Origin of the sequence: Paracoccus sp. T5 (assembly GCF_048538155.2) — a bacterium.
Lineage (GTDB): Bacteria > Pseudomonadota > Alphaproteobacteria > Rhodobacterales > Rhodobacteraceae > Paracoccus.
In genome coordinates this window covers 2,525,302-2,548,370 of record NZ_CM135809.1, presented here as the reverse complement: position 1 = coordinate 2,548,370, position 23,069 = coordinate 2,525,302, and the positions used below count along the sequence as shown (strand labels likewise).

20 protein-coding genes and 1 other RNA gene are annotated in these 23,069 nt (G+C 67.1%); 7 read left to right on the top strand and 14 right to left on the bottom strand.

Translation table 11 applies throughout. The features are described 5' to 3' along the window. The first annotated feature begins 50 nt into the window (after nt 1-50). A complete protein-coding gene (locus ACNR9W_RS12485; protein WP_419268982.1) occupies nt 51-503 on the top strand; it encodes an Hsp20 family protein in 453 nt (150 codons plus the stop codon). A gap of 61 nt (nt 504-564) precedes the next feature. Here ACNR9W_RS12485 and ACNR9W_RS12480 read toward each other — a convergent pair whose 3' ends face one another. Next, nucleotides 565-819 carry a hypothetical protein gene (locus ACNR9W_RS12480; protein WP_419268981.1) on the bottom strand — a complete coding sequence of 85 codons (255 nt, stop codon included), beginning with the start codon at nt 817-819 and terminating at the stop codon, nt 565-567. A gap of 217 nt (nt 820-1,036) precedes the next feature. Then, the gene (locus tag ACNR9W_RS12475) at nt 1,037-1,300 is read right to left on the bottom strand and encodes an acyltransferase family protein (RefSeq protein WP_419268980.1); all 264 of its coding nucleotides are present in this window, start codon (nt 1,298-1,300) and stop codon (nt 1,037-1,039) included. Nucleotides 1,301-1,712: 412 nt separating this feature from the next. Between ACNR9W_RS12475 and ACNR9W_RS12470 the strand changes: the two genes are divergently transcribed. From ACNR9W_RS12470 to ACNR9W_RS12460, 3 genes are all read left to right on the top strand, one after another. After that, nucleotides 1,713-2,510 carry a family 16 glycosylhydrolase gene (locus ACNR9W_RS12470; protein WP_419268979.1) on the top strand — a complete coding sequence of 266 codons (798 nt, stop codon included), beginning with the start codon at nt 1,713-1,715 and terminating at the stop codon, nt 2,508-2,510. After that, the gene (locus ACNR9W_RS12465) at nt 2,504-3,808 is read left to right on the top strand and encodes an O-antigen ligase family protein (RefSeq protein ID WP_419268978.1); all 1,305 of its coding nucleotides are present in this window, start codon (nt 2,504-2,506) and stop codon (nt 3,806-3,808) included. Before ACNR9W_RS12470 ends, ACNR9W_RS12465 begins: the two co-directional genes overlap by 7 nt. A gap of 62 nt (nt 3,809-3,870) precedes the next feature. Beyond that, complete coding sequence (locus tag ACNR9W_RS12460) at nt 3,871-5,010, top strand: glycosyltransferase family 2 protein (protein ID WP_419268977.1); 1,140 nt, start codon at nt 3,871-3,873, stop codon at nt 5,008-5,010. 177 nt (nt 5,011-5,187) lie between these two features. Here the strand turns inward: ACNR9W_RS12460 and ACNR9W_RS12455 are convergent, their stop codons facing one another. The 11 genes from ACNR9W_RS12455 to ACNR9W_RS12405 form a co-directional block, all read right to left on the bottom strand. Next, on the bottom strand, nt 5,188-5,775 hold the full coding sequence (locus tag ACNR9W_RS12455) for a sugar transferase (RefSeq protein ID WP_419268976.1): 588 nt from the start codon (nt 5,773-5,775) through the stop codon (nt 5,188-5,190). A gap of 1,147 nt (nt 5,776-6,922) precedes the next feature. Beyond that, on the bottom strand, nt 6,923-9,322 hold the full coding sequence (locus tag ACNR9W_RS12450; protein WP_419268975.1) for a GNVR domain-containing protein: 2,400 nt from the start codon (nt 9,320-9,322) through the stop codon (nt 6,923-6,925). After that, nucleotides 9,322-10,197, bottom strand: a complete 876-nt coding sequence (locus tag ACNR9W_RS12445) for a glycosyltransferase (RefSeq protein WP_458478496.1) — start codon at nt 10,195-10,197, stop codon at nt 9,322-9,324. The genes ACNR9W_RS12450 and ACNR9W_RS12445 overlap by 1 nt, the downstream gene beginning before the upstream one ends. Nucleotides 10,198-10,283: 86 nt before the next feature. Beyond that, the gene (locus tag ACNR9W_RS12440; RefSeq protein WP_419268974.1) at nt 10,284-11,270 is read right to left on the bottom strand and encodes a glycosyltransferase family 2 protein; all 987 of its coding nucleotides are present in this window, start codon (nt 11,268-11,270) and stop codon (nt 10,284-10,286) included. After that, the gene (locus ACNR9W_RS12435) at nt 11,267-12,412 is read right to left on the bottom strand and encodes a glycosyltransferase (RefSeq protein WP_419268973.1); all 1,146 of its coding nucleotides are present in this window, start codon (nt 12,410-12,412) and stop codon (nt 11,267-11,269) included. The genes ACNR9W_RS12440 and ACNR9W_RS12435 overlap by 4 nt, the downstream gene beginning before the upstream one ends. 176 nt (nt 12,413-12,588) lie before the next feature. Next, complete coding sequence (locus ACNR9W_RS12430) at nt 12,589-13,590, bottom strand: glycosyltransferase family 2 protein (RefSeq protein ID WP_419268972.1); 1,002 nt, start codon at nt 13,588-13,590, stop codon at nt 12,589-12,591. Nucleotides 13,591-13,725: 135 nt separating this feature from the next. Next, on the bottom strand, nt 13,726-14,325 hold the full coding sequence (gene recR / locus ACNR9W_RS12425; RefSeq protein WP_419268970.1) for a recombination mediator RecR: 600 nt from the start codon (nt 14,323-14,325) through the stop codon (nt 13,726-13,728). A gap of 4 nt (nt 14,326-14,329) precedes the next feature. After that, a complete protein-coding gene (locus ACNR9W_RS12420; protein WP_419268969.1) occupies nt 14,330-14,674 on the bottom strand; it encodes a YbaB/EbfC family nucleoid-associated protein in 345 nt (114 codons plus the stop codon). 3 nt (nt 14,675-14,677) lie between these two features. Beyond that, entirely contained in the window at nt 14,678-16,462 is a 1,785-nt protein-coding gene (locus ACNR9W_RS12415) for a DNA polymerase III subunit gamma/tau (RefSeq protein WP_419268968.1), read from the bottom strand. Between the two features lie 108 nt (nt 16,463-16,570). Further along, nucleotides 16,571-16,667: signal recognition particle sRNA small type (ffs, locus tag ACNR9W_RS12410), an RNA gene on the bottom strand. Nucleotides 16,668-16,720: 53 nt separating this feature from the next. Continuing rightward, nucleotides 16,721-18,532 carry a bifunctional 2',3'-cyclic-nucleotide 2'-phosphodiesterase/3'-nucleotidase gene (locus tag ACNR9W_RS12405; protein WP_419268967.1) on the bottom strand — a complete coding sequence of 604 codons (1,812 nt, stop codon included), beginning with the start codon at nt 18,530-18,532 and terminating at the stop codon, nt 16,721-16,723. Between the two features lie 298 nt (nt 18,533-18,830). On the opposite strand from ACNR9W_RS12405, the gene ACNR9W_RS12400 reads away from it, so the two are divergent. Continuing rightward, complete coding sequence (locus ACNR9W_RS12400; RefSeq protein WP_419268966.1) at nt 18,831-19,376, top strand: hypothetical protein; 546 nt, start codon at nt 18,831-18,833, stop codon at nt 19,374-19,376. 31 nt (nt 19,377-19,407) lie between these two features. Here the strand turns inward: ACNR9W_RS12400 and ACNR9W_RS12395 are convergent, their stop codons facing one another. Beyond that, a complete protein-coding gene (locus tag ACNR9W_RS12395) occupies nt 19,408-20,265 on the bottom strand; it encodes a prephenate dehydratase (RefSeq protein ID WP_419268964.1) in 858 nt (285 codons plus the stop codon). 121 nt (nt 20,266-20,386) lie between these two features. Here ACNR9W_RS12395 and ACNR9W_RS12390 point away from each other — a divergent pair, with 121 nt between their 5' ends. Continuing rightward, on the top strand, nt 20,387-20,929 hold the full coding sequence (locus tag ACNR9W_RS12390) for a c-type cytochrome (protein ID WP_419268963.1): 543 nt from the start codon (nt 20,387-20,389) through the stop codon (nt 20,927-20,929). A gap of 159 nt (nt 20,930-21,088) precedes the next feature. After that, nucleotides 21,089-22,975 carry an extracellular solute-binding protein gene (locus ACNR9W_RS12385; protein ID WP_419268962.1) on the top strand — a complete coding sequence of 629 codons (1,887 nt, stop codon included), beginning with the start codon at nt 21,089-21,091 and terminating at the stop codon, nt 22,973-22,975. Nucleotides 22,976-23,069: the final 94 nt, after the last annotated feature.

Genomic DNA, 23,069 nt, shown 5'->3' with positions numbered 1-23,069 from the left:
CCCGGCCAAACGGGGGGCATCCATGACATCGCTTGAGAGAGGATGTATCCATGCGCAACTTTGACCTGACCCCGCTTTATCGTGCCTCGGTCGGCTTTGACCGCCTGGCCGACGTGATGGACCGCGCCATGTCCGCCGACATCGCCGCGCCCACCTATCCGCCCTACAACATCGAGAAGACCGGCGACGACGCCTATCGCATCTCGATCGCCGTTGCGGGCTTTGCCGCCGACGATCTGAATGTCGAGGTGCGCGACGGTTCCGTCATCGTCTCGGCCCGCAAGGCCGACGAGGACGAAGGTCGCGTCTACCTGCATCGCGGCATCGCGACCCGTGCCTTCGAGCGCAAGTTCACCTTGGCCGACCATGTGCGCGTGCAGGGTGCCAGCCACGCCGACGGCATGCTGCATATCGACCTGGTCCGCGAGATCCCTGAAGCGCTGAAGCCCCGCCGGATCGAGATCGCGAAGGCCGCGCCCAAGGTGTCCAAGCTGGACGCCTGAACCTGACGCGGGCCGCCGGGCGGGATCTCCCGCCCGGCGGTTCCCTGTCTGCGCGCCGGCTTCAGCGCCCCAGCATGAACCGGGCGCCTTGCATCACACGGCGGAGGTCGCGGGGCTGAAGCGCCGCCCGGATATGCCAGCGCGCGGCCCGGCGCACGACGTCCGCGATCTGGGGCCCGGGCAACGGTTGCCGCGACAGGTCGGCGAAACCTGATCGAACTTCCGGATTGTCGAAAAGCTCGGGAGCGCCAAGCGCCGAATTCGGGCTGCGGGCCAGAATGTCGCGCTCCGGCCAGGGCAGGGGTGACGCATCCATGGCGGCTGCCTGCCGCCATGCTTTGACCGCCTCCGTCCACATTCGCTGCCGCGCGAGGACGCGGCCGCGCTTGATCCGACAGGCTCGGGGACGTTGCGCCTCGGGCAGCGCGGCCAGATCCGAGGGTGCCAGAAGTTCGTGCTCGGCAAGACTGTCCAGCAGGCGCGTGAAGATATCGCGGTTGAACCTGGCCCCTGGGCGGCGGCCGCGCTGACGATCAGCAGGTCGCGACGATGCACGGCTGCGGCGGCATGACGAAGCCGGACAGGACAAAGAAGACCGAGACCGCGAGGCGGCCGTTCCACAGGATATTGACGGGGGTATGGGCCAGCAGCTTCACCTCGCCGGAGATCGGGGCCCAGGACGGGTGCAGCATGCACAGATAGTGGAACATGACGACGATGACCGCCGCCACGCCACGCAATCCGTCGAATGGGGCAATGCGGGCAGTCTGCGAAGGTGGTGTGGCGAAAGCGGTCATGGGTCATCCTGTCTCAGCAACGGCCTTGCGGGTTTTCGGCGTGCCGGTGGCGGCGCCCTGCCAGGTGGGCCGGCCCGGCGAATGGTCGCGGCAAGGTCAGAGGCTGGAAAGGCGCGCTTGCGCCGGGATAGAGTTGAATTCGGTGCTTTCGGGAAGCCACGGAGAGACACCGATGGGCCTGGTGACTGGCCAAGGCCAGTGGTGATCCTGCAGGCGGAGAGCTGCCCATGCGCCTCGCATCGCAGCAGACTCCCTCCTTGCCCGCGGAACCCATGATTCGCAGGCGCCGATTTTCTTGTGCAATGCACGGATTCTTGTCCGCAGCTTGCAATTGACCTGTTTCCGCCATGCTCGCATAACCAAAAGGGGCTGCCGGACCGGTGCCTGTTGGACTTCTGGCTGAGGATGACCCATGACCCGGACCCACTGCTTTTTCGCGCTGCGCCTGGCAACTGCCGGCCTGTTGGCAGTTTCGGCCGCGCCTGCATGGGCCGAGGCGCCCGGCCCGCTGATCCGCGAAGGCTTCAAGGAGGATTTCAGCCATCTGCGCCTGGACAACCGCCGCTGGTACATCTCGGATGGGTGGAGCAACGGCGACTGGATGGACTGCAAGTGGTCGCGCGATGCCGTCTCGGTGGCCGAGGGACATTTGCAGTTGGCTCATATTCCTGCCGACGCCGAAAAAGGAGCCGGCGCGACCTGCGGCGAGGTCCAGAGCAAGGGCTTTGCCCAACATGGCACGATCGAGGCACGGATCAGGACCCCCCGTGCCTCCGGGCTGAATGCCTCGGTCTTCACCTATGCCGGACCTGTGCATGGGGCGCAGCATGACGAGATCGACATCGAGATCCTGACCCGCGATACCGGAGAGGTCACGTTCAACACCTATGTCGACGGCAAGCCGCTGAACGGCGGGACGGCGCCCGTCCAGCCGCCGCTGGACGAGGAGTTCCACACCGTCGCCATGCAGTGGGAGCCCGAGCGCATCACCTGGTTCCTGGATGGCCGGCAGGTGCATCAGACCGAGCCGGGAACGGCCCTGCCTAACGGGCCGCAAAAGATCTACATGTCCTTCTGGAGCACGAGCGAGCTGACGGACTGGATGGGCCTGCAAGGGCCGCGCACGGGTCCCCTGACCTATGAGATCGACTGGCTGGCCTATACGCCTCCGGGCCAGTCCTGCCTCTTTCCCGAGTCGGTCACATGCTGACCAGTGCCCCTGCGCGGGCGCGCGCGCCAGCCCGGCGTCCGGTCCGCAGACGCGCGCCGCGGCAGGGCCTGACGATCCGCTGGACACCGGATGTGGTGATCGCTTTCGTCACCATCCTGGGACTGACATTGCTGCCGCTTCTAGGGTCGAAGGGGGCGCTGATGTTCCTTTTGGGCGGCATGATCCTGATCGTCACGGGCCCCGACGGGGTGTTCCGGGCCGTCCGACGCGAATGGCTGCTGATCGCCATGGCGACCTGGTGCCTCGTGTCCTTCGCCTGGTCCGATTACGCGGGCGTCAGCCTGCGCTATGGCATCCAGCTGATGCTGACCATGGTGATCGCCTTGGCTATCTGCCAGCGAATCACTCCGCAGGCCTTGGTCAAGATCGTCCTTCTGACGCATTTCATCGCCGGCGTCCTCAGCCTGGCGTCGGGCAACGCGCGCGAAAATGGGATGGGCTATCTGGGCATCTATGGCAGCAAGAACGCCTTGGCCTTTGCCATGGGGCTGCTGTTCCTGGTGGGGCTTGCCGTCCTTCTGGACCGCCGCATGGGATGGCGCTGGCGTCTGCTTGCGCTGGTGTCGGCCGGCCTGGGCGCGACGCTGATGGTGATGGGCAATTCCACCGGCGCGCTTGCCGCCGTGGCGGTGTCCGTGGCGGCCGTGGGTCCGCTGATGCTGCTGCAGCGGATGCAGGCGCCTACCCGGCTGGTGGTGATCGTGCTCTCGATCGTCCTCGTGGCGGCGGGTGGGGTCATGATCACGACCGTCATCGACCAGATCGCCGCGCAGTTCCTGGACGCCACCGGCAAGGACATGACCCTGACCGGCCGAACCGAGCTTTGGGGCTATGCCGTCACCGAGATCATGGAGCGGCCCCTGCGCGGGGCCGGGTTCCAGGCCTTCTGGGTCATCGGCAACCCCTTGGCCGAGCAGCTGTGGGAGATCTTCGGGATCGAGGGGCGCAGCGGCTTCAACTTTCACAACACGCTGATCTCCAACGCGGTCGAGATCGGGTTGATCGGCGTGGCCATGCAGGCGGTCCTGTTCTTCTCGGCGGTCTATTTCGTGCTGTCCTGGGCGGTGCAGGCCCGATCGGCAGCCTCGCTGTTCCTTGCCGTCCTGATGGTCCGCCAGCTGATCCTGATGTGGGTCGAGGTCGTCTATTTCTTCCAGTTCGACATAGGATCGGTGCTGGTGGTGGCCGCCCTCTATTACGGGCGCAGCTTCCGTCTGGCGACGCAGCCCCCCAAGGTCGCGCCCTCTGCCCGGACACGGGTACTTCGGCTGGCCTGACCTTCGGTTGTCGTCCCCGGGCGGGGCGGCTATGCAGGCGGGGCATCAAGAACCAAAGGCGCATGACCGGCATGGAACAGCACGCGACGGATGACGGCAGCCAGCCCCTGATCAGCGTCATCATGGCCAATTATCGGGGGGCCCGCCACCTTGGCGCGGCGATCCACGCGGTCCTGTCCCAGAGCCATGCCCGGATCGAGTTGCTGCTGGCGGACGATGCTTCGGATGACGACAGTCTCCAGGTGGCCGCCTCGATCCGGGACGACCGCCTGCGCATCCTGCCTTCCGACCGCAGCTTGGGACCCGCCGGCACCCGCAACCGCGCCTTGCGGGTGGCGCGCGGCGACTGGATCGCCATCGTCGACAGCGACGATCTGGTTCATCCCCGGCGGCTGGAGCGGCTGCTGGCGGTCGCGCGGGCGCAGGGGGCCGATATCGTCGCCGATGACCTGGTCCATTTCGGAACGGTGGAGGCTCCGGGCGGGCGGACGCTGCTGCAGCCCCTGGGCCTGACGGCTCCGGTTCCGCTGGATGTGACGATGTTCCTGCGCGGCAGCGCCGGAGAGGCGGGCATCCCCTCCTTCGGCTATCTCAAGCCGCTGATCTCGCGGAGGGCCTTGGGCAACAACCTTTACGACGAGAGCCTGAAGATCGGCGAGGACAACGAATTGATCGTCCGCCTGCTGGTTCAGGGCGCCCGGTTCATCATGCTGCCAGACCCGCTCTATGGCTATCGCCGGCACGCCACTTCGGTCTCGCATCGCCTGTCGGTGGACACGACGGCAGCAATCCTTGCGGCCCATCGCGCGCTGCCGCGTTTTGATGATCCCGCGGCGCGGGCGGTCGCGGCCAAGGTGGAGCGGCAGCTGCACCAGGCCTTGAAATACGAGATGCTGGTGCGCGACATCAAGAACCGCCAGGTTTGGCGGGCGGCGCCGCGGCTTCTTGACCCCGCCATGCTGTCGCGTCTGCTGGGCAGCATTCAGGATAGACGGCGTCGCGCCCGCGCGGCCGGTGCTGCCGCGCCCACCGCGGCCCCTTCCGTCTGTCCCGACCTGCCGGCGCCGGGAGAACCCTGGACCGCGCCGCCCGCGCCCGCCGCGGCGCTGGTCGCGGCCGAGTCAAGCGCGGGGCGGGGTCCCGCGCTGTCCCCGCTGCCCGAATGGGCGGTTTGGCTGGATCGGGCGGTCCGCGAGGGCTGACGCCGCCCGCGACCCAGCCTGGCGCTGTTGAAGGGCGCGGGGCCGAAACGAAAAAGCCCCCATCGGGGCATCGGCTGCTGGGGTAAGGTTTCTGCCGATCCGGAGCGCCTTTCCACCTGAACAGCGGGGAAAGGCATAAGGTCGGCGGCTTCCAGGCATACTGATGACTGCCCGGAGTCAGCGCGCTCCACGCGAGCTGAGCAAAGCAGGCACCGTCTTGAAAATGATGCCCATGTCCTGGGCCAGGCTCCAGTTCATGATGTACTGGCGGTCCAGCCGGACGCGCTCGCTGTAGGTCGTGTCGCTGCGGCCGCTGACCTGCCACAGGCCGGTCAGGCCGGGCCGGGTCGACAGGTAATAGGGCGCGGTGCTGCCATAGTGGTCCAGTTCGTCCTGCACGACGGGACGGGGGCCCACCAAGCTCATCTCGCCCGACAGCACGTTGAGCAGCTGCGGCAGCTCGTCCAGGCTCAGCTTCCGCAGGACCTTGCCCACCGGCGTCACGCGAGGGTCGTCGTTCAGCTTGCGGGTCGTGTTCCACATGATGGCGTCCTGCGGGTTGTCCTGCAGGTGCTGGTGCAGGACCTCGTCACCGTTCACGACCATGGTGCGGAATTTCCAGCAGCGGAACTCGCGGCCATTGAAGCCGACGCGCTTGTGGCCATAAAGCACCGGCCCTTTGGCCGTCGCCTTGACCAGCAGGGCCAGCCCCGCCATGATGATGAAAAGAAACGGCAGCACCGCCAGAACCAGGGCGATGTCCAAGGCCCGTTTCGAACGGCCCCCCACGGGTTCGGATGGGACCACGGCCTTGCCACGGGCAGCGTGAGAAGAGGGGCCGGCGTTTACTCGGAAATCGATTTTCTGCGTATCTGCGTGCGACGAATATATGCGGGTCAAATTCATAAAGTCACCCTCCTGGAAAGACCAATTACGGAACCCTTACCTAACCTTTCGGTCATAGCGACCTAGACGAAGGGGTACGGCGCAGATGTTTACGGTATATGAGGGTTTTTCAAGCGTTTATGCCGCAACTCCTGGAAGAGTACGGATCACGAAATTTTTTTGATGGCCGAAGATGATGAAAAATTTAATGAAAGTTGCAGGCCATGCCAGACATGTCTTTTTTGGCAGGTTGCGCTATCAGGAAATACTTGAACGGAGACCGGTGCAGGGGAGGACGGATGGGAGGATTCAGTATCTTGTGTGGGCGAGCGTGGCGACCACAAGAAGAATTCCACTGGCAGCAGTATCCTGAACGGGGAAACTCGTCCTGCTCGCCTCCCATAACGGCGTGCCGCCGATGGATATTCCTCTCAGGTTACACTGCGAGGACTTCCGCATGACCCGTTGGCCAGCTCTTGGAGCGTGCCGATATTCGTGTCCGCCCTTAGCGCTTGCCCATGTAGACCCAGCCTCACCTAGGCGACACCAGAACGATCAGTCGTCTTCCATCAACCCTCCGCCTCGGTAGCCTTACGATTCGGGTGGATAGCCATCTTTCGGCGAAGAGGTGCTGACGATCAGTGATGACGATGACGGGGTCCCAATGGGCCGCCTCCCAGCGCCCCAGGTTCCCAGCGACAGATCCCGGCGGATGAGCCCTCCTGCGGTTCCGCAGATCCGAACATCCTCATGGCCTGCCACGCCGCAAGCGATGCGACCACGGCCAGAAGCAGGACCTGTGCCCCGCCCACCAGCATCACGACGTAGTACAGGATGACCTCTGCCCCGGCAGCCGCCTGAAGCCCTCCAAGAAGGGTGGCGGCAGTTCCCGCGATGAGCATGACCAGATACACAACCGCAAACATAGTTCCCCCCTCTCGAAACTTTGAACCGTTTCTTACAAGAAGTGCAACTTTTTTTTACGTCTCTATCCCGAGTTGTGTAAATGGCATGCAGGCTGCTGAGTTCAAGCCCTTGATGAAACGAGCATGTGCTCGACTGATCCCGGCGCCAGATAGGACTTCAGGCGCCGCGGGACCACGCGGTCATATACCACCCCAAGGCATGTCGTCTCCAGTTCAGGCAGATTCGCGAGGACCAGATCGATCATGTCGCGGGGCGTCTCACCCCATTCGGCGACGATGACGCAGCCGGGCAATTCGCGCAGGACGGCCATTCCCTGGGCCACGGGATAGAGCGGCGGCACATCCAGGATGACATGGCCATACCGGTCGTCCACCTCCGACAGGACCTTCCGCAGCGCCTTGGCCAGCACCAGGTCATCGCCCGCACCTTTGGATCCCTGGCCGCAGGGCAGGACCGTCAGTTGGCTGTCGGTGACATCGTGCAGCATCGAGCGCCAGTCGGTCGCCGTTTCCGGCAGGTCGCTGAGACCGGGTTTGTCGGTCACGCCCAGCAGGTGGCTGAGCCGGCGGCCGCGGCCGTCGGTGTCGATCAGCAGGACCCGCTTGCCCGATGTCGCCGCGATCTGGCCTGCCAGGTTCAACGTGACCAGCGCCCGCCCTTGGTAGGGATGAAACGAGGTGACGCCGGTGATCGGGGCCGTGTCGCCCGAAAGCCGGCTTGCCGCCAGCCGGATATGGCGCAGGGTTTCGGCATAGATCGAATCCGGGTGGTGCAGCACGGGAACCGGGACCGGAGGGATCTTGGGGGCCGAAACGACGGGCAGCCTTCCCCCGTCGGCCCGCCTGATGACGGGTCGCGTCTTGGGCTGCGACCTGGCCCGGTCCGGGCGCATCGGCCGCCCCCGGCCCAGAACCGGAAGATATCCCAGGAACCGCAACGGGGAATAATCGGTCACGTCGGCAGCGGTGCGCAGATGGGTCTCGCGCCCTTCGCGCAGGGCGGCGCGCGCCAGGCCAAAGAAAAGCCCCAGAAGCGCAGCCGCGATGGCGATCCGTTTGCTGGCAGGTCCCGAAGGCCCTGTCGGCACCTGCGCAAAGGACAGCACGCGGACATTCGACACCGGGAATGAGGACTGCTGCTCGATCTCCTGCGCGTTGGCCAGGGTGTTCTGGTAGAGGGTGGCCAGCGTTTCGGCCTCCTGCTGCAGGGCGCGCAGACGGACCAGAGCCGCGGCCTGGCTGGAATTCTCGTTGGTGACCTCGTCCAGGCTGCGGCGCAGGGCGGAGACGCGCTCTTCTGCGACACGCAGTTCGGTTTCGGCGCTTTGGCGTTGCGCCTGCAGTTCTATGAACAGGCGGTCGGCCGCGCTGGCCAGGGTCTGGCGCAGGCCCGCCACCTGCGGGTGATCGGGGCCGGAGCTTTCGATCAGCTGCTGAAGGCGCGAGGTGACATCATTGTAGGTGTCCAGGCGCGCGCGCAGCGTGTCCGAGACGGCACCGCCGATGCTGAGCGATGCGCCTGACTGCAGGTTCTCGACGCCCCCCTCGACGACCCGGTCATAGATGTCCAGCACGGCCTGGGCACGGGCGCGTTCGCTGATCGCCGCGGTCAGGTTGGCGTTCAGTTCGCTTTGCGCCTGTTCGCCCAGAAGCGCGCCGGTCGAGGTCATGGCCAACTGGTTCGCGGCCGCGAATTCCTCGGCCGCCTCGGCCGCCGCCTGCGCTCTCGCGCGCAGGTCTTCCAGCCGCCCGTCCATCCAGGAGGTGGTCTGGCCGACCGACTGCGCATTCGCGTTCAGGATATCCTCCGTGTAAGCCACGGCATAGGCATTCGCCACGGCCGCCGACCAGGTGGGATCCAGCGACGTGAAGCCGATGGCGACCGCGCCGCTGCGACCGACGCGGCTGACGACCAGGTTGCGCTGCAGCATCGCGGCCGCCGCGCGGCGTGCCGGATCGACCGGCTCGGCCCCCGGGGCGGCGGCAGTGCCGAGCGGCAGCCCGCCATCGGTCGCCGGCAGCGGTGGTTCCGCAAGTTGGCCCACCTGTTCGCGGGCCCAAGTGACCGGCCAGGTGAGCAGACCGGTGACGCTGCCGATGGCCTGCGACAGGCGCGACTGGCGGGGGACCAGGAAGTCTTCCTGCTTGTCCAGCTGCGTGATGTCCAGCACGTCGAGGGCCAGCTTGTCCGAGGTCAGGACCACGCGGGCGTTTTCGATCGTGTCGGCGGGCAAGGCACGGTTTTCGATGCCGCCGACCTGTCGCACGGCATTGCTCATCGCGCCGTCCAGCAGCAGGGTCGATGCTGCGGTATAGGTATAGGGCTTGGACTTGGCATAGATGAAGCCCAGGGCACCCATCAGGATCATCGGCAGGATGATCGTCCACCGTTGGCGGCGCACGGCCGCCAGCAGGCGCCGCAACTCGATGGTCTGCTGCGCCGGCGGCTGCGATACCTCGACAGTGGGGGCGGGCTCGTAGTGTCTCAGTTCGCGGGACATCAGTTTCCTTTCGGATTGTGCGTCAATCCGGGCGTTGTGCCGTAGAGTTCGATCTGTCGTGCGCCCATCAGCTGTGCCACGGCGCCGGCATGCAGCGCGGCGCGCATCAGTTGCGGGTTGCGGCGGGCAGGGTCGGCCGCGCGGCTCAGGGCCATGACGCCACAGGCCAGCGCCTTGGCGGAGGCCAGTCCCGCGGCCTTCAGGCGTCCGCCGGTTCCGGCCCGGTGCGCCAGGATGCTGGCATGGGTCTGTCCCATCCGATAGCGGCGGCGGAGCAGCCAAGACAGCTTGGCGCGGTCTGCGGGGACAGGCTCATTCAAGATTGCATTGGCGGCAAAGCCGATGCACCCCCCTGCGGCCATGTATTCGGCAAACAACGCTGTATCTTCGCCACCTGAACGGCCGCGGGCCAGGTCGAAGCGCAGGCCCTGCCACGCAGGATCGCCCAGGTCCATCAGCGAGTTGCCGGTATAGCCGGCCTTGATGCTGCCTTTGTGATCGGTGACGGGCAGGTTGTCGTGTGGCCGGGCGCGGACCATCCAGCTGGGAGCTTCTGGCGGGTACGTTGCGTGCACCGGAGCCAAGATTGCGCCGACGGACTGGGACGACCAAGCTTGGGTCAGGCTGCGCAGCCAGTTCGGGTTAGCGATCTGATCGTCGTCCACGTAGATGAGCAACCGCGCGCCCACGGCCCGGGCATGATCCAGCAGCGCATTGCGCGCGATCGAGATATTGGCGGATGGCGCGTGCAGGTAAGTCAGGGGCAGCGGGTGATCCGCAGCGATGCCAGTTACCAAGTCCTGGGCTGACGGACTCGTATCGTTGTCGGCGACCGCAATGGCGACCGGCAGGCCACAGGGCTTCAGGTCGCGCATCGACGCCAGGGTCTGCGCCAGTTCGGGCCGACGGAAGGTGCAGATGGCGATGAGGACGCCGGGCGCCGCTTCGGCTATCATGTCGTTCACTGTGAACCTCGCCTGTTGCGGGAGGGGGGCCCGCTCAGGGCCTCGCGCCAGAAGCCCACCGACCAGGCCAGGTGCATGGCGCCCGCGAAGAAGCCGGCGGGCAGGCCTGCCAGGCTGCGCTGCGACAGCGCGATTGCCAGGCCGCCCAGGATGCAGATGGCCAGCCAGCCCAGCAGCGGCAGGGCAAATATCATCGCGATCGGGGTCAGCACCGCCAGCGCCAGCGCCGGTGCCAGCCCGGCCACTACCAGCTGGCGCAGGCCGGGCTGGACTTTATGCTTGACCAGGTTGCGCCGGCGACCGCGGCCAAAGGCTTGGTATTGCCGCCACAGGGGCAGGAGACTGGAGCGCGGGATATAGATCAGCCGCGTGCGCCCGGTCAGCCAGATGCGATGACCCGCCCGGCTCAGCCGATAGTCCAGTTCGGCATCCTCATTGTGGCTGAAGGTCTCGTCATAGCCGCCGACGGCGCGGAAGGCCTCGATCCGCATCAGGGCATGGTGGCCATGTTCGACCCAAGCGCCGCCCCCCGCCAGCCGATGCGCCGAGCCGCCATTGCCGAGGCGCGAATTCTGCGCGGCGGCGATGGCGCGCTGCCAGAACCCCTCGCCACGCGCCTCCATCGAGACGACGACGCTGTCGGCGCCGGTCGTGGCGGCCTCCTCCAGCACCTTGTCGGCGAAATCCTGGGGGTAGTGGCTGTGGGCGTCCAGACGCAGAAGCCAGGTGGCCTCGTTGCCGAACTGCGCCACCGCCCGGTTGACGGCGGCGGATTGCAGGCGGCCCGGGTTGTCGATCAGGCGGATGCGCCCGTCCCGCGCGGCCATCTGCGTGACCAGCTGGCGCGTCGCGTCCTGCGACCCGCCGTCCGCCACCACGATCAGCGCGTCGCGGGCGGCGGGAAAGCGCAGGACCGTGTCTAGCACGGTCTGGATATGCCGCGCCTCGTTCAGGGTCGGGATGACGATCAGAAGCCCGCTCATGCCGCGGCCCGCCTGTCCCGGCCAAGGCTCTGGGGACCGCAGATCGCGCGGGTCAGTTCGGCGCATTCGGCATCATCCATCGACAGGCGCGCCCGCGGGATCGCCCGGACGGCGGCGCGGCGGGTCGCCAGGCTGTCCGCATCGATGCCGGTCAGGGCAGCGTGGATCGCGGCGTCCGTCGGGGCGTCAAGAACGACGCCGCAGCCCCAGGCCTCGACATGGCGCGCGACCTCGGTCCCGCGCAGGACGATCGGCACCGCCCCGTTCAGGCATCCTTCATACAGCCGGTTCGGCAGCAGCCAGTCCGAATTCTGCCCGGCTTGGTAACGGTCCACCAGCCAGGCCAGATCGACCGCGCCATAGATCGCCGGCAGATCGTCGGGCCAGCGATACTCGCCCCGATAGTCGAGGTCAGGGTTCGCACCCACGACCTCATGGAAATCCGGCAGCACGTCCAGCGCGGGCCGGCCGCGCAGGATGACACGGACGCGGCCCGGTGCCGAGCGCGTCAGGCGATCCAGCGCCTGCAAGGAATAGCGACAGCGCAGCATCCCCAGCCAGCCGATCACCAGCGGGCCGCCATCGGGGCGCGGGGCCGACGGGGCGCCCTGCGGCAGCAGGTCGTCGAAGGGCTTGTTCTCGACCAGCAGCGTCGGGACGGCGGGCCGGTCATGGGCGCGCAGGTAATTGGTGACAAAGGCCGGCGAAGAGACGACGACCAGCGCGGCGCTCCGCATCAGGCGCGCCTCGATCGCGCGGATCGCCCGGGGCTTGGCGCCATCCCCCAGCATCATCGAATGGATGTCCAGCAACTCATAGACCAGGCGCGCGGGACGCGTCCGCCGCAGGGAGGCGGCCAGCATCATCATTTCCAGGTTGCGCGCCAGGATCACCTCGGTGGCACCGGCGGGCGGAGGCGGCACCAGCCGCGCCATCCGCGGAAAGGCCTTGGCCACCGCACCGAGGCGCTGGACCATGCGGCCGTTTGCGGTGCGGCCCAGCACGATGGCCGGTTCCGGAAGCGGACCTTCGGCCCGGCGAAAGCCCGCGACGCGCACCTCGGCCCCGCCGCGACGAAGCATCTCGGCCCTGCGCCAGATCGACGGATCGTCAAGGTCATGGGCCAGATAGGTCACGAACACGCAGTCAGCCTTCCTCTTTGAAAACACGGCTGTGCCCCGAGGGGGCACAAAGGCCTCACCCTTCACGTCTTTTTATGCGGGCATTTTTCGACGGTTCATACTGCATTCGCATCTTCGGGTCCACAAGCGCAGGGGACCGGTGCCAAAAGCGTGTAGCCGCTGGCCCGACCAACCGATCAGGGGCCGGTGCGGCCCTCCAGCAGGAACCTGATCCCCACGGCGTGATGCGGAACCGAGGCCAGTCCCGCGCGCCGCATCAGGGCCATGTACTTGTCGCGGGCCGTCAGGCGCAGGATCGGCAGGACGCGGCCCGGATCGCGCAACGCCTCGGTCGAGGCACCGGCCAGTCCGCGCGCGCGCTTCTGGTCCAGGAACAGGCGGTGGTGATACTTGTTGCGGGTCAGACGTTCTTGCTGGACCAGCAGGTTGCGGGCCTCGTCGGACAGGTCTTCCTGGGACAGGATCTGGCGCGCGGCGCGGGCATAGCTGCCAAGGTCGTCGGTGCGGTGCTGGGCGCTGAGCGAATCGCCCCGCTGAAAGGCCACATAGCCGCAGGAGCGGATCGTCAGGAAGCGCGCACCGCGCGCCATCAGCCGCACATAGAGGATGAAATCCTCGCCCAGCCGCAGGTCCTCGTCATAGGCAAGCCCGGTCTGGACAAGGATGCTGCGCCGCATCACGGGCTTGAGCAGGCCGGTCTCGTTGCGGGACATCCGGCCGGAGGTGAGGTTGCCGGCGACGAACTCGCTCAGCGACAGAATCCGGGCGTCGTCGTGGAACTCGGGGACTTCGGGCAGGGCCGGCCCTGCGCGGTAGTGGTCGGGGACAAGGACGATGTTGTCAGCCGCCAGGTCCCAGTCCTGATGGGCAAAGAGCCGCGCGAAGCGGCCGGGCAGGAAGACGTCGTCGGAATCCAGGATCGCGATCCATTCCGCGTGCGATGCGGCGATGGCCAGGTTCCGCGCGCGCGCGGGCCCGACGTTGCGGGGCAGGGCCATGACCCGCAGCCGGCCGCTGCCGTCATCCGCGCCGCGCGCCACGGCCGCCGTGTCGTCGGTCGAGGCGTCGTCCACGACCACGACCTCGACGACCTCGGGCTCGGCCAGGGCCGAGTGGATCGCCTGGGCGATGGTCCTGCCCGCATTATGCGCAGGGATGATGACGGCGACTTCGTTCAACTTGGTACCCGTGATGTCGTTTCGGTCTTGTGTCGCCAAAAGCTTCGCGAATCAACCCGGGCTGTCCGGCTGGCGACGCGGGGTCAGGTCAGGATTTGGTGATGATTTGACACAATCCGTCTTCATCCACCCGCGTCACAGCCGGCGCCGGGCCCGCAATGCGGCGCTGATCGTGCCGTCGTCCAGATAGTCCAGCTCTCCGCCGATGGGGACGCCCTGCGCCAGCCCGGTCACCGTGATGTCGGTCCCTTCCAGCGCATCGGCGATGTAATGGGCGGTGGTCTGGCCCTCGACCGTGGCGTTAAGGGCCAGGATCACCTCGGTGATGCGTTCGGCATGGATGCGGCCGATCAGGTCCGGGATGCCCAGTTCGTCCGGGCCGATGTCGTCCAGCGCCGACAGCGTGCCGCCCAGCACATGATAGCGGCCCCGGAAGGCCTGCCCCCGTTCCAGCGCCCAGAGGTCCGCCACGTCCTGGACCACGCAGATCTCTCCGGTGGCGCGGGCGGGATCAGCGCAGATCGCGCATTCGTCGCGGTCGGTGATGTTGCCGCAGGTCACGCATTCGCGCGAATTCAGCGCCACCCGGTCCAGCAGCTGCGCCAGCTGCACCATCTGCTGGCTGCGGCGGCGGATCAGTTGCAGCACGATGCGCCGCGCCGATCGCGGGCCCAGGCCCGGCAACCGGGCCATCAGCGCGATCAGCGCCTGGATGTCGTCGCTGCCCTGCGCCATCGGGTCAGAACGGCAGCTTCATGCCGGGCGGCAGGCCCAGCCCCTCGGTCATCTTGCCCATCTCGGACTGCATCCGTTCCTCGGCGGCACGCTGCGCCTCCTTGATCGCGGCCAGGATCAGGTCCTCGACCACTTCCTTTTCCGAGGGCACGAAGATCGACGGGTCGATGTCCAGTGCGGTCAACTCGCCCTTGGCGGTGCAGGTCGCCTTGACCAGGCCCGCGCCGGATTCTCCGGTGACGGTGATGCGGGCCAGGTCTTCCTGGACCTGCGCCATCTTGTCCTGCATGTCCTTGGCGGCCTTCATCATCTTGGCCATGTCGCCAAAGCCGCCCAATCCCTTGATCATCGCTTAATCCTCATCTTCGAACGGGTCCCACTCCTCAACCTCGGCCACCGGGCCTTCGGTTCCGTCATGGGGGTTGGCTGCGCCCTCGGCCAGGTCCTCGACCTCGCGTGGCGGGGGCGCGGCGCGGGTGATGCTGGTCAGCGTGGCGCCGGGAAAGGCCGCCATGACCTGCTGGACGATCGGCAGCGCCATCGCGCGGTCGCGTGCGGCACGCGCCTCGGCCGCGCGGGTCTCGGCGATGGTCGGCGCGCCGCCGGAATTGGTGACGCTCACCGCCCATCGCTGCCCACCGGTCCAGCCGCGCAGCCGCTCGGCCAAGCGCTGCGCAAGGTCTGCGGGCGGATTGTCGCGCGGCTCGAACTCGATCCGGCCGGGGCTGTAGCGGACCAGGGCCACATGGCGCTCGACCATGACCAGCAGCGTCATGTCGCGCATGCGCGAGATCAGTTCCACCACCGAGGCGAAATCGGGATAGCTCTCCAGCACGTCCGGCGACACGGCCAGCGCGGTGGCGGCCCCCGAAGGCTGGACCTGCGGCGCCGGGCGCGCGCGGCGCATCGCCTGCGGCGCGTTGGCGGGCGCGGCGCCCTGCAGCGCCGGGCCGCGGGTGAATTCGCCGGCCGTCTGCGCCTGCTGCACGCGGCGGATCAGCGCCTCGGGATCGGGCAGGTCGGCCACATGGGTCAGGCGGATGATCGCCATTTCGGCGGCCATCATCGCGTTCGGGGCGGCCGAGACCTCCTCCAGCGCCTTCAGCAGCAATTGCCACATGCGCGACATGACCCGCATCGGCAGGCGTTCGGCCAGGTCCTTGCCGCGCGCCCGCTCATCGGGAGAGATCGTGGGATCCTCCAGCGCATCGGGCGTGATCTTGACGACCGAGATCCAGTGCGTGACCTCTGCCAGATCGCGCAGCACGGCCACCGGATCGGCGCCGTCGGCATATTGCGACTGCAGTTCCGTCAGGGCGGCGGCGGCATCGCCGCGCAGCACCATCTCGAACAGGTCGAGGACGCGGCCACGATCGGCCAGACCCAGCATCGCGCGCACCTGGTCGGCGGTGGTTTCCCCGGCGCCGTGGCTGATCGACTGGTCCAGAAGGCTGGTCGCGTCCCGTGCGGAGCCTTCGGCCGCCCGCGTGATCAGCGCCAGCGCATCGTCGGTGATCTGGGCCCCCTCGGCCCCGGCGATGCGCTTCAGCAGCGCGATCATCACCTCGGGCTCGATCCGGCGCAGGTCAAAGCGCTGGCAGCGCGACAGGACCGTGACGGGAACCTTGCGGATTTCCGTGGTGGCAAAGATGAACTTCACATGCGGGGGCGGTTCCTCCAGCGTCTTCAGCAGCGCGTTGAACGCGCTGGTGGACAGCATGTGGACCTCGTCGATGATGTAGATCTTGTAGCGTGCGGACGCCGCCCGGTAATGCACCGATTCGATGATCTCGCGGATGTCGCCCACGCCGGTGCGCGATGCCGCGTCCATCTCCATCACGTCGACATGGCGGCCTTCGCTGATGGCCACGCAATGCTCGCAGACGCCGCAGGGTTCGGTTGTGGGACCACCCGTGCCGTCCGGGCCGATGCAGTTCATGCCCTTGGCGATGATCCGCGCGGTGGTGGTCTTTCCGGTGCCCCGGATGCCCGTCATGATGAAGGCCTGCGCGATGCGGTCCGCGGCAAAGGCGTTCTTCAGCGTGCGCACCATCGCGTCCTGGCCCACCAGGTCGGCGAATGTTTCGGGCCGGTATTTCCGGGCCAGAACCTGGTAGGCGGGTTTGGTGTCGGTCATGGGTCCCTCGGGCGTCGCGCCACCTTAGCGGGGCCGGCACAGCGCCACAACCAGATCGGGGCCGGGCGCCTGCGTCGCGGTGATGCGGATCTGAGCTGCGGGGGATCGGGTGAGAGGCTGGACAACGACCCAAACGGGACTCGTTACGGCTGCTTCCTTCCGGACCTGACCGAGTTGGCGAGGCGTCTGCCCGCGCCAACCTCTCGCGGGGACAAATAGGGCGGACGGACGGGGGATGCAAGCCCGTCGCGCGGACCGCTAGAGAAAGTAGCGCATCAGCTGGAACCCGTCCGGCGTCTGGCCCAGCGGTTCCAGCCGATAGGCCTCGGGCAGGTGGCGCCGGCTCGCATCGGGCGCGGTGTGGAACAGGACCGAGCTTTCGGGCTGCGCCAGAAAGCGCCAGCTGGACCGCAGCGGAAGAGAGATCCTGCGCCGCTGCCGGATATAGCGGCGCAGCACGTCCTGGGTCAGGGCATCGCGGGCCAAGACGACCTCGTTTTCCGACACCAGCGGGCTGAAGAGGCCGCAGCCTGCTAGGCGATAGGAGTTGGTCGCCAGGATGAAGGCGTCGTCGTCGCCCACGGGCCCCGATTGCCAGCGCAGGTCGCGGATGCGGCGCGCCCCGGCATCCGCCAGGCGCCCGTCGGGGTGGAACCGCGCCGGCTGCGACAGGTCGATCCGCCAGGTCACGCCGTCGATCACGTCGAAATTATAGATGGGAAAATCGGGATTCTGCAGCGGGACGTCCCGCGCGCCGGGGTCCACCCGGTTGAACATGCTGGCCGACCGTTCCAGCCAGTCGCGCAACTGGGCCCCCGACAGCCGGATCGCCGTCACCCGGTTCGGAAAGGAATAAAGATCGGCGATGTGCCGCAGGTTCAGCCGCCCCGGCGCGACATGGGTATAGTGATGCGCCCCCCCGCGTCCCCCCGCGCGGTAGGGCGCGGTCGCCGAGAGCACGGGCAGATGTTCAAAGGCCGTGCCCTCCAGACGCCGTCGGACATGCCAGCGCTGCGCCAGGTTCACCAGCCGCAGCCCGTCATCATGGCCGATGACCGCGAAATGGCTGCTGAGCGGCGAGGCGCTGCGCCCGATCCGGGTGCCCAGCTGCCGCAGCGTGGCGCGATGCGCGCCCTCGACCGGCCGCGTCACCAGGCGCGACGAGGGCGTGCCGGGCGCGACGGGCAGGCAGGCGACGCGAAAGCCCGCGATCTGCGGCGCGCCTGTCGGGGCGATCCGGAAATCCAGGTCGATCATCCCCAGATGCGATCCGCCAAAGCCCGGCATGACGGCCGGCTTGCCCGCAAGCGTGCCGCGCGCGGGATCGACCTCCGGGCGCCCCTGCCAGTGCGGGGCAGGGAAAACCTCGTGCGTGTGGCCCGCGATGACCACGTCGATACCGGGCAGCGCCGCCAGGGCGGTGGCCGCGTGCTCCATCCGGGGGCGGGCCTCGGCAGGGCCGATGCCGCTATGGGCCAGCGCGATGATCACGTCGGCGCCCAATGCCTTCAGCCGCGGGACGACCTGCCGGGCGCTGTCAATGATGTCGGTGCTGCGCATGACGGGGCGCAGGTCGTTGTCCCATTCCTCGGTCTGCGGCGGCAGAAAGCCCACAACCCCGATGCGCAGCGGATGGACCCGGCCCTCCGCATCCGTCAGCTGCCGCTGGAGGAGGGCATGGGGGGCAAACCCCTTGCCCTGGCGCATGGACAGGTTGGCCGCCAGCACGGGAAAGCGGGCCCGGGCCACGCTGCGGCGCAGGAAGGTCAGGCCGAAGTTGAAATCATGGTTGCCCAGGGCTGCCGCGTCATAGGCCAGGGCATTCATCGCCGCGATCGCGGGATGATCATGTCCGGTGCAGCTTCGGCGGGCGACCACCTCGCCCATCGGCCCGCCCTGCAGGAAGTCGCCGTTGTCAAGCAGCAGGCAGGCCGGCACCTCGGCACGCTTCTCGAGGATCAGCGACGCCGTGCGCGCCAGCCCCATGTGGTCCGAAGGCCGGCCGGCCAGGTAATCATAGGGCAGAAGATGCATGTGCAGGTCGCTGGTGGCCAGGATCCGCAGCCGCATCCCGCAGCCCTGTGGGGCCCGATCAGGCGGCGCATCCCCCTGCGAACCTGTTTCCTCGCAACCCGTGGCGGGCCGTCCGGCGACAGCCGTGCCGGCGCTGCCGCAACCGGCGGCACCGGCAGGCTCTGCCTGACCGTTTTTTGACATTTCAGCAACAGCAGGTTGCATCCGACCATTTATCTTTCATTTCACTCAACCTTTAGGCTAATTATGCTAGATGAACAGAAGCTCTATCCGTCGGAATATGAAAAAATCAGCCCCAGGCATCATGTGAGCCATCCATATGTTAACGACTTGGTTGAACACCCACCCCGCCCTGGATTATCAGCCGATGGATGGTTCTGCCCATGCTGACGGCTTGGGCTTTGCTCTGGTCAGCGGGTTGTTTCAGATGAAGTTCTTGACGCGCATCGATACCGATCTTCCCGCCGAGCAGCTTTTCGACACGGTGGGCGACTTCGCGGCGCTGGAGCGGCTGCTGATCGGCCGGGGCGCCGCCGTCACCCGCATCGCCCCGTCGGAAGAGCCGGGAATCGGTCTGGGCTGGAACATCGGCTTCGACTGGCGGGGCAGGGCGCGGTCGCTGCGCCTGGCCGTCACCCGTTTCGACCGCCCCGAGCAGGTGACGATGGCTGGCCGGTCGGATGCGCTGGACCTGGCGATCAGCGTGACCGTGGTGGCGCTCAGCCGTTCGCGGTCGCGCCTGATCTGCGAGACCGAGTTGCGGCCCCGGAACATGAAGGCGCGGCTGATGCTGCAGACCGCCAAGCTGGGCAAGGCGCAGCTTGACCGCCGCTATCAGCGCCGGATCGAGGAATTCGTCGAACAGATGCGCGCCGGCTGACCGGCGCGACGCCGGGGCGGCCGCGCCTCGCTCAGGCCTCGACCGGCTGGCGCTGTGCCTCGCGCAGCGGATCGGCCGGATAGACACCCAGCACATCCAGGCTGGACGTGAAGTAGCGCAACTCGTCCAGGGCGCGGCGCAGGTTCTCGTCCTCGGGGTGTCCCTCGACATCGGCATAGAACTGGGTTGCGGTGAAGACGCCGTCGACCATATAGCTTTCCAGCTTGGTCATGTTCACGCTGTTCGTCGCAAATCCCCCCATCGCCTTGTAGAGCGCGGCGGGGATGTTGCGCACGCGGAAGACGAAGCTGGTCAGCATCCGGTCGGACCGTCGGCTGAAGTCGGGCTGGCGCGACATGATCAGGAACCGGGTCGTGTTGTTCTGGCGGTCCTCGACCTGGTCGGCCAGCCGCTCCAACCCATAGATCTCGCCGGCCAGGGGCGCGGCCAGCGCGGCCAGCGACGGATTGCCGCGCGCCGCGACCTCCTTGGCCGATCCGGCCGTGTCGGCACCGGTGACCGACCGGATCCCGTGCTGGCGCAGGAAGCCCCGGCACTGGCCCAGAAGGACGGTATGGCTCATCGCCTCGCGCACCTGCGCCAAGGGCGTGCCCGGCACCGCCAGCAGGCTGATATGCACCCGGACAAAGGCCTCCTCGATGATGTGCAGGCCGGATTCGGGCAGCAAATGATGGATATCGGCGACCCGGCCATAGGTCGAATTCTCGACCGGCAGCATCGCCAGGTCGGCCTCATGGCTGCGCACGGCCTCGATCACGTCCTCGAATGTGCGGCAGGGCAGGGCGTCCATCTGCGGCCGGGCCATGCGGCAGGCCTCGTGGCTGTAGGCGCCCTTCTCTCCCTGGAAGGCGATGCGATTGGTGGTCATGACGCGGCCCCGCTTGTCCGAAATTTGAGCGTGCCGGGGTAACTATACCTTGATCCCCGAAAGCGAAAGCGGATAGATACCGCACGAATTGACGAGCTTACCAAGGCGGGAACCGCACGCGATGTTCAACACCATGACCCTGACCAAGGCAGCCGGCGCGTTCATCGGCGCGCTTCTGTTCCTCATGCTGGCCAACTGGGGCGCAAGCGCGCTGTTCCATGTCGGTCCGGCGGGCCATGGCGGTGGCCATGACGAGCACGAGATCACCCAGGCCTATACGATCCCTGTTCCCGAGGCTGCCGGCGGCGAGGCCCCCGCGGAAGAGGAGATCGACTTCGCCGCGCTGATGGCTTCGGCCGATGCGGCCGCGGGTGAAAAGGAATGGGCCAAGTGCCGCTCCTGCCACCAGCTGGACGGCAGCGACGGCGTCGGTCCGCACCTGAACGGTGTTGTCGGCCGCGAAACCGCCAGCGTCGCGGGCTTTGGCTATTCCAGCGCGATGAGCGAACATGCCGCCGAATACCCGGTCTGGGACGCCGACCACCTGCAGGCCTTCCTCGAGAATCCGCGTGGCTTCGTTCCGGGCACCGCGATGAGCTTTGCAGGCATTCGCGATCCGCAGGCGCGCGCCAACCTGATCGCCTATCTGGAAACCAATTCCTGATCGCGGCCGGATCGCAGATGCTGAACAAGGGCGCGGCCATCGGTCGCGCCTTTTTCGTGGGCCATGGCCGGGCGGCTGCGCCCCTTCACGAAAACGCGGCTTGAAGGACGCGGCGCCGCTGGCCTAGCCTTGCCCGGTCCCAGCCAAGGAGCCAAGTCCATGCGCCGCACCGCCATCCTTGCCACCCTCTTCGCCGGCCTTGCGCTGGCACAGCCGGGCCTGGCCCAGGACGCCCCGGACAGCGCGCGCGGCAGCGGCGACGAAAACATCACCCGCACGCATGGCGTCTCGATCTTCGACGAATTGCGCCTGCCGGCCGATTTCCCCCATCTTCCCTATGTGAACCCGGATGCGCCGAAGGGCGGAGAGATGGCGCAGTCGATCCCGAACTCGTCGGGCTTCGACAACTTCAACCCCTTCACCTTTCGGGGCCGGGCCGTGGCGCTGTCGTCGGTCATGCTGGAATCGATCCTGACCACCACGGCGGATGAGGTCGGCGCCGCCTATTGCCTGCTGTGCGAAAGCCTGGAATATCCCGAAAGCCGCGACTGGGTGATCTTCAACCTGCGCCCCGAGGCCCGCTTCAGCGACGGCACGCCGCTGACCGCACATGACGTGCTGTTCAGCTATGAAAACCTGCGCGACAAGGGGCTGTCCAGCTTTCGCACGGTCATCAGCCAGCAGGTCGCCAAGGCCGAGGTGCTGGACGACCACCGCATCCGCTTCGACTTCACCCCCGACTATCCCCGCCGCGACCTGATCCAGTCGGTGGGCAGCCTGCCGATCTTCAGCCGCGCCGATTTCGAGGCGAATGACCGCGACCTGGAACAGACCATGCAGACGCCGCTGGTCGGGTCGGGCCCCTATGTCTTTGACAGCGCCGACCCGAACCGCAGCGTCCGCTATCGCCGCGACCCCGATTACTGGGGCGCCGATCTGCCCATCAATCGCGGGCGGCACAACTTCGACACGCTGCGCATCGAGTATTTCGCCGATTACGATGCCGCCTTCGAGGCGTTCAAGGCGGGCGAATACAACTTCCGCCGCGAGGTCAGCAGCATCATCTGGGCGAACCGCTACGATTTCCCGGCCCTGACCAATGGCTGGGTCCGGCAGGAGACGCTGCCGGACGGCAATGTCGCCTCGGGGCAGGCCTGGGCGCTGAACCTGCGCCGGCCGCAGTTCCAGGACAGCCGCGTGCGCGAGGCGATCGGGCTGATGTTCAACTTCGAATGGTCGAACGAGGCGCTGTTCTATGGGCTCTACGACCGGGTCGACAGCTTCTGGGAGAACAGCGCGCTGGAGGCCACGGGCACCCCGTCCGAGGCCGAGCGCGCCCTGCTGGAGCCGCTGGCCGCCGACCTGCCCGAGGACATCCTGACCGCCGAGGTCGCCACCGCCCCCACCAGTGGCGAACGCCAGCTGGATCGCGGCAACCTGCGCCGCGCGGCCGCCCTGCTGGACGAGGCCGGCTGGACCACCGGCAGCGACGGGATGCGCCGCAACGCCCAGGGCGACGTCCTGCGGCTGGAGATCCTGAACGACAGCCAGACCTTTGACCGGGTCATCAACCCCTTTGTCGAAAACCTGCGCGCGCTTGGCATCGACGCCCGCAACAGCCGCGTCGACAATGCCGAATACGAGAACCGCAAGCGCAGCTTCGACTTCGACATGATCAGCGACCACCTGGGCCAGCCCGAGATCCCCGGCTCGGGGCTGCAGCAGTATTTCGGATCGGCCAATGTGGGCGATGTCTTCAACGTCATGGGCCTAGCCAATCCCGCCATCGACGCCCTGATCACCCAGGTCGAGGCGGCCGAAACCCAGGACGAGCTGACGACCCGCGTCCATGCCCTGGACCGCGCGCTGCGCAGCCTGCATTTCTGGGTGCCGCAATGGTACAACCCGAACCATCTGGTGGCCTATTACGACCAGTTCGGCCGCCCCGAGACGCTGCCCCCCTATTCCCTGGGCGAGACGGATTTCTGGTGGTACGACGCCGAAAAGGCCGAGGCGCTGCGCGCCGCCGGTGCCCTGCGCCGCTAGGGCATTTCGCTTGATTTCCGGGGCGGGATTGCCGACAAGACGGGTCAACGATACGGGGCCGGCAAGGCCCGGACATCCCTGCATGGGGGAAAAA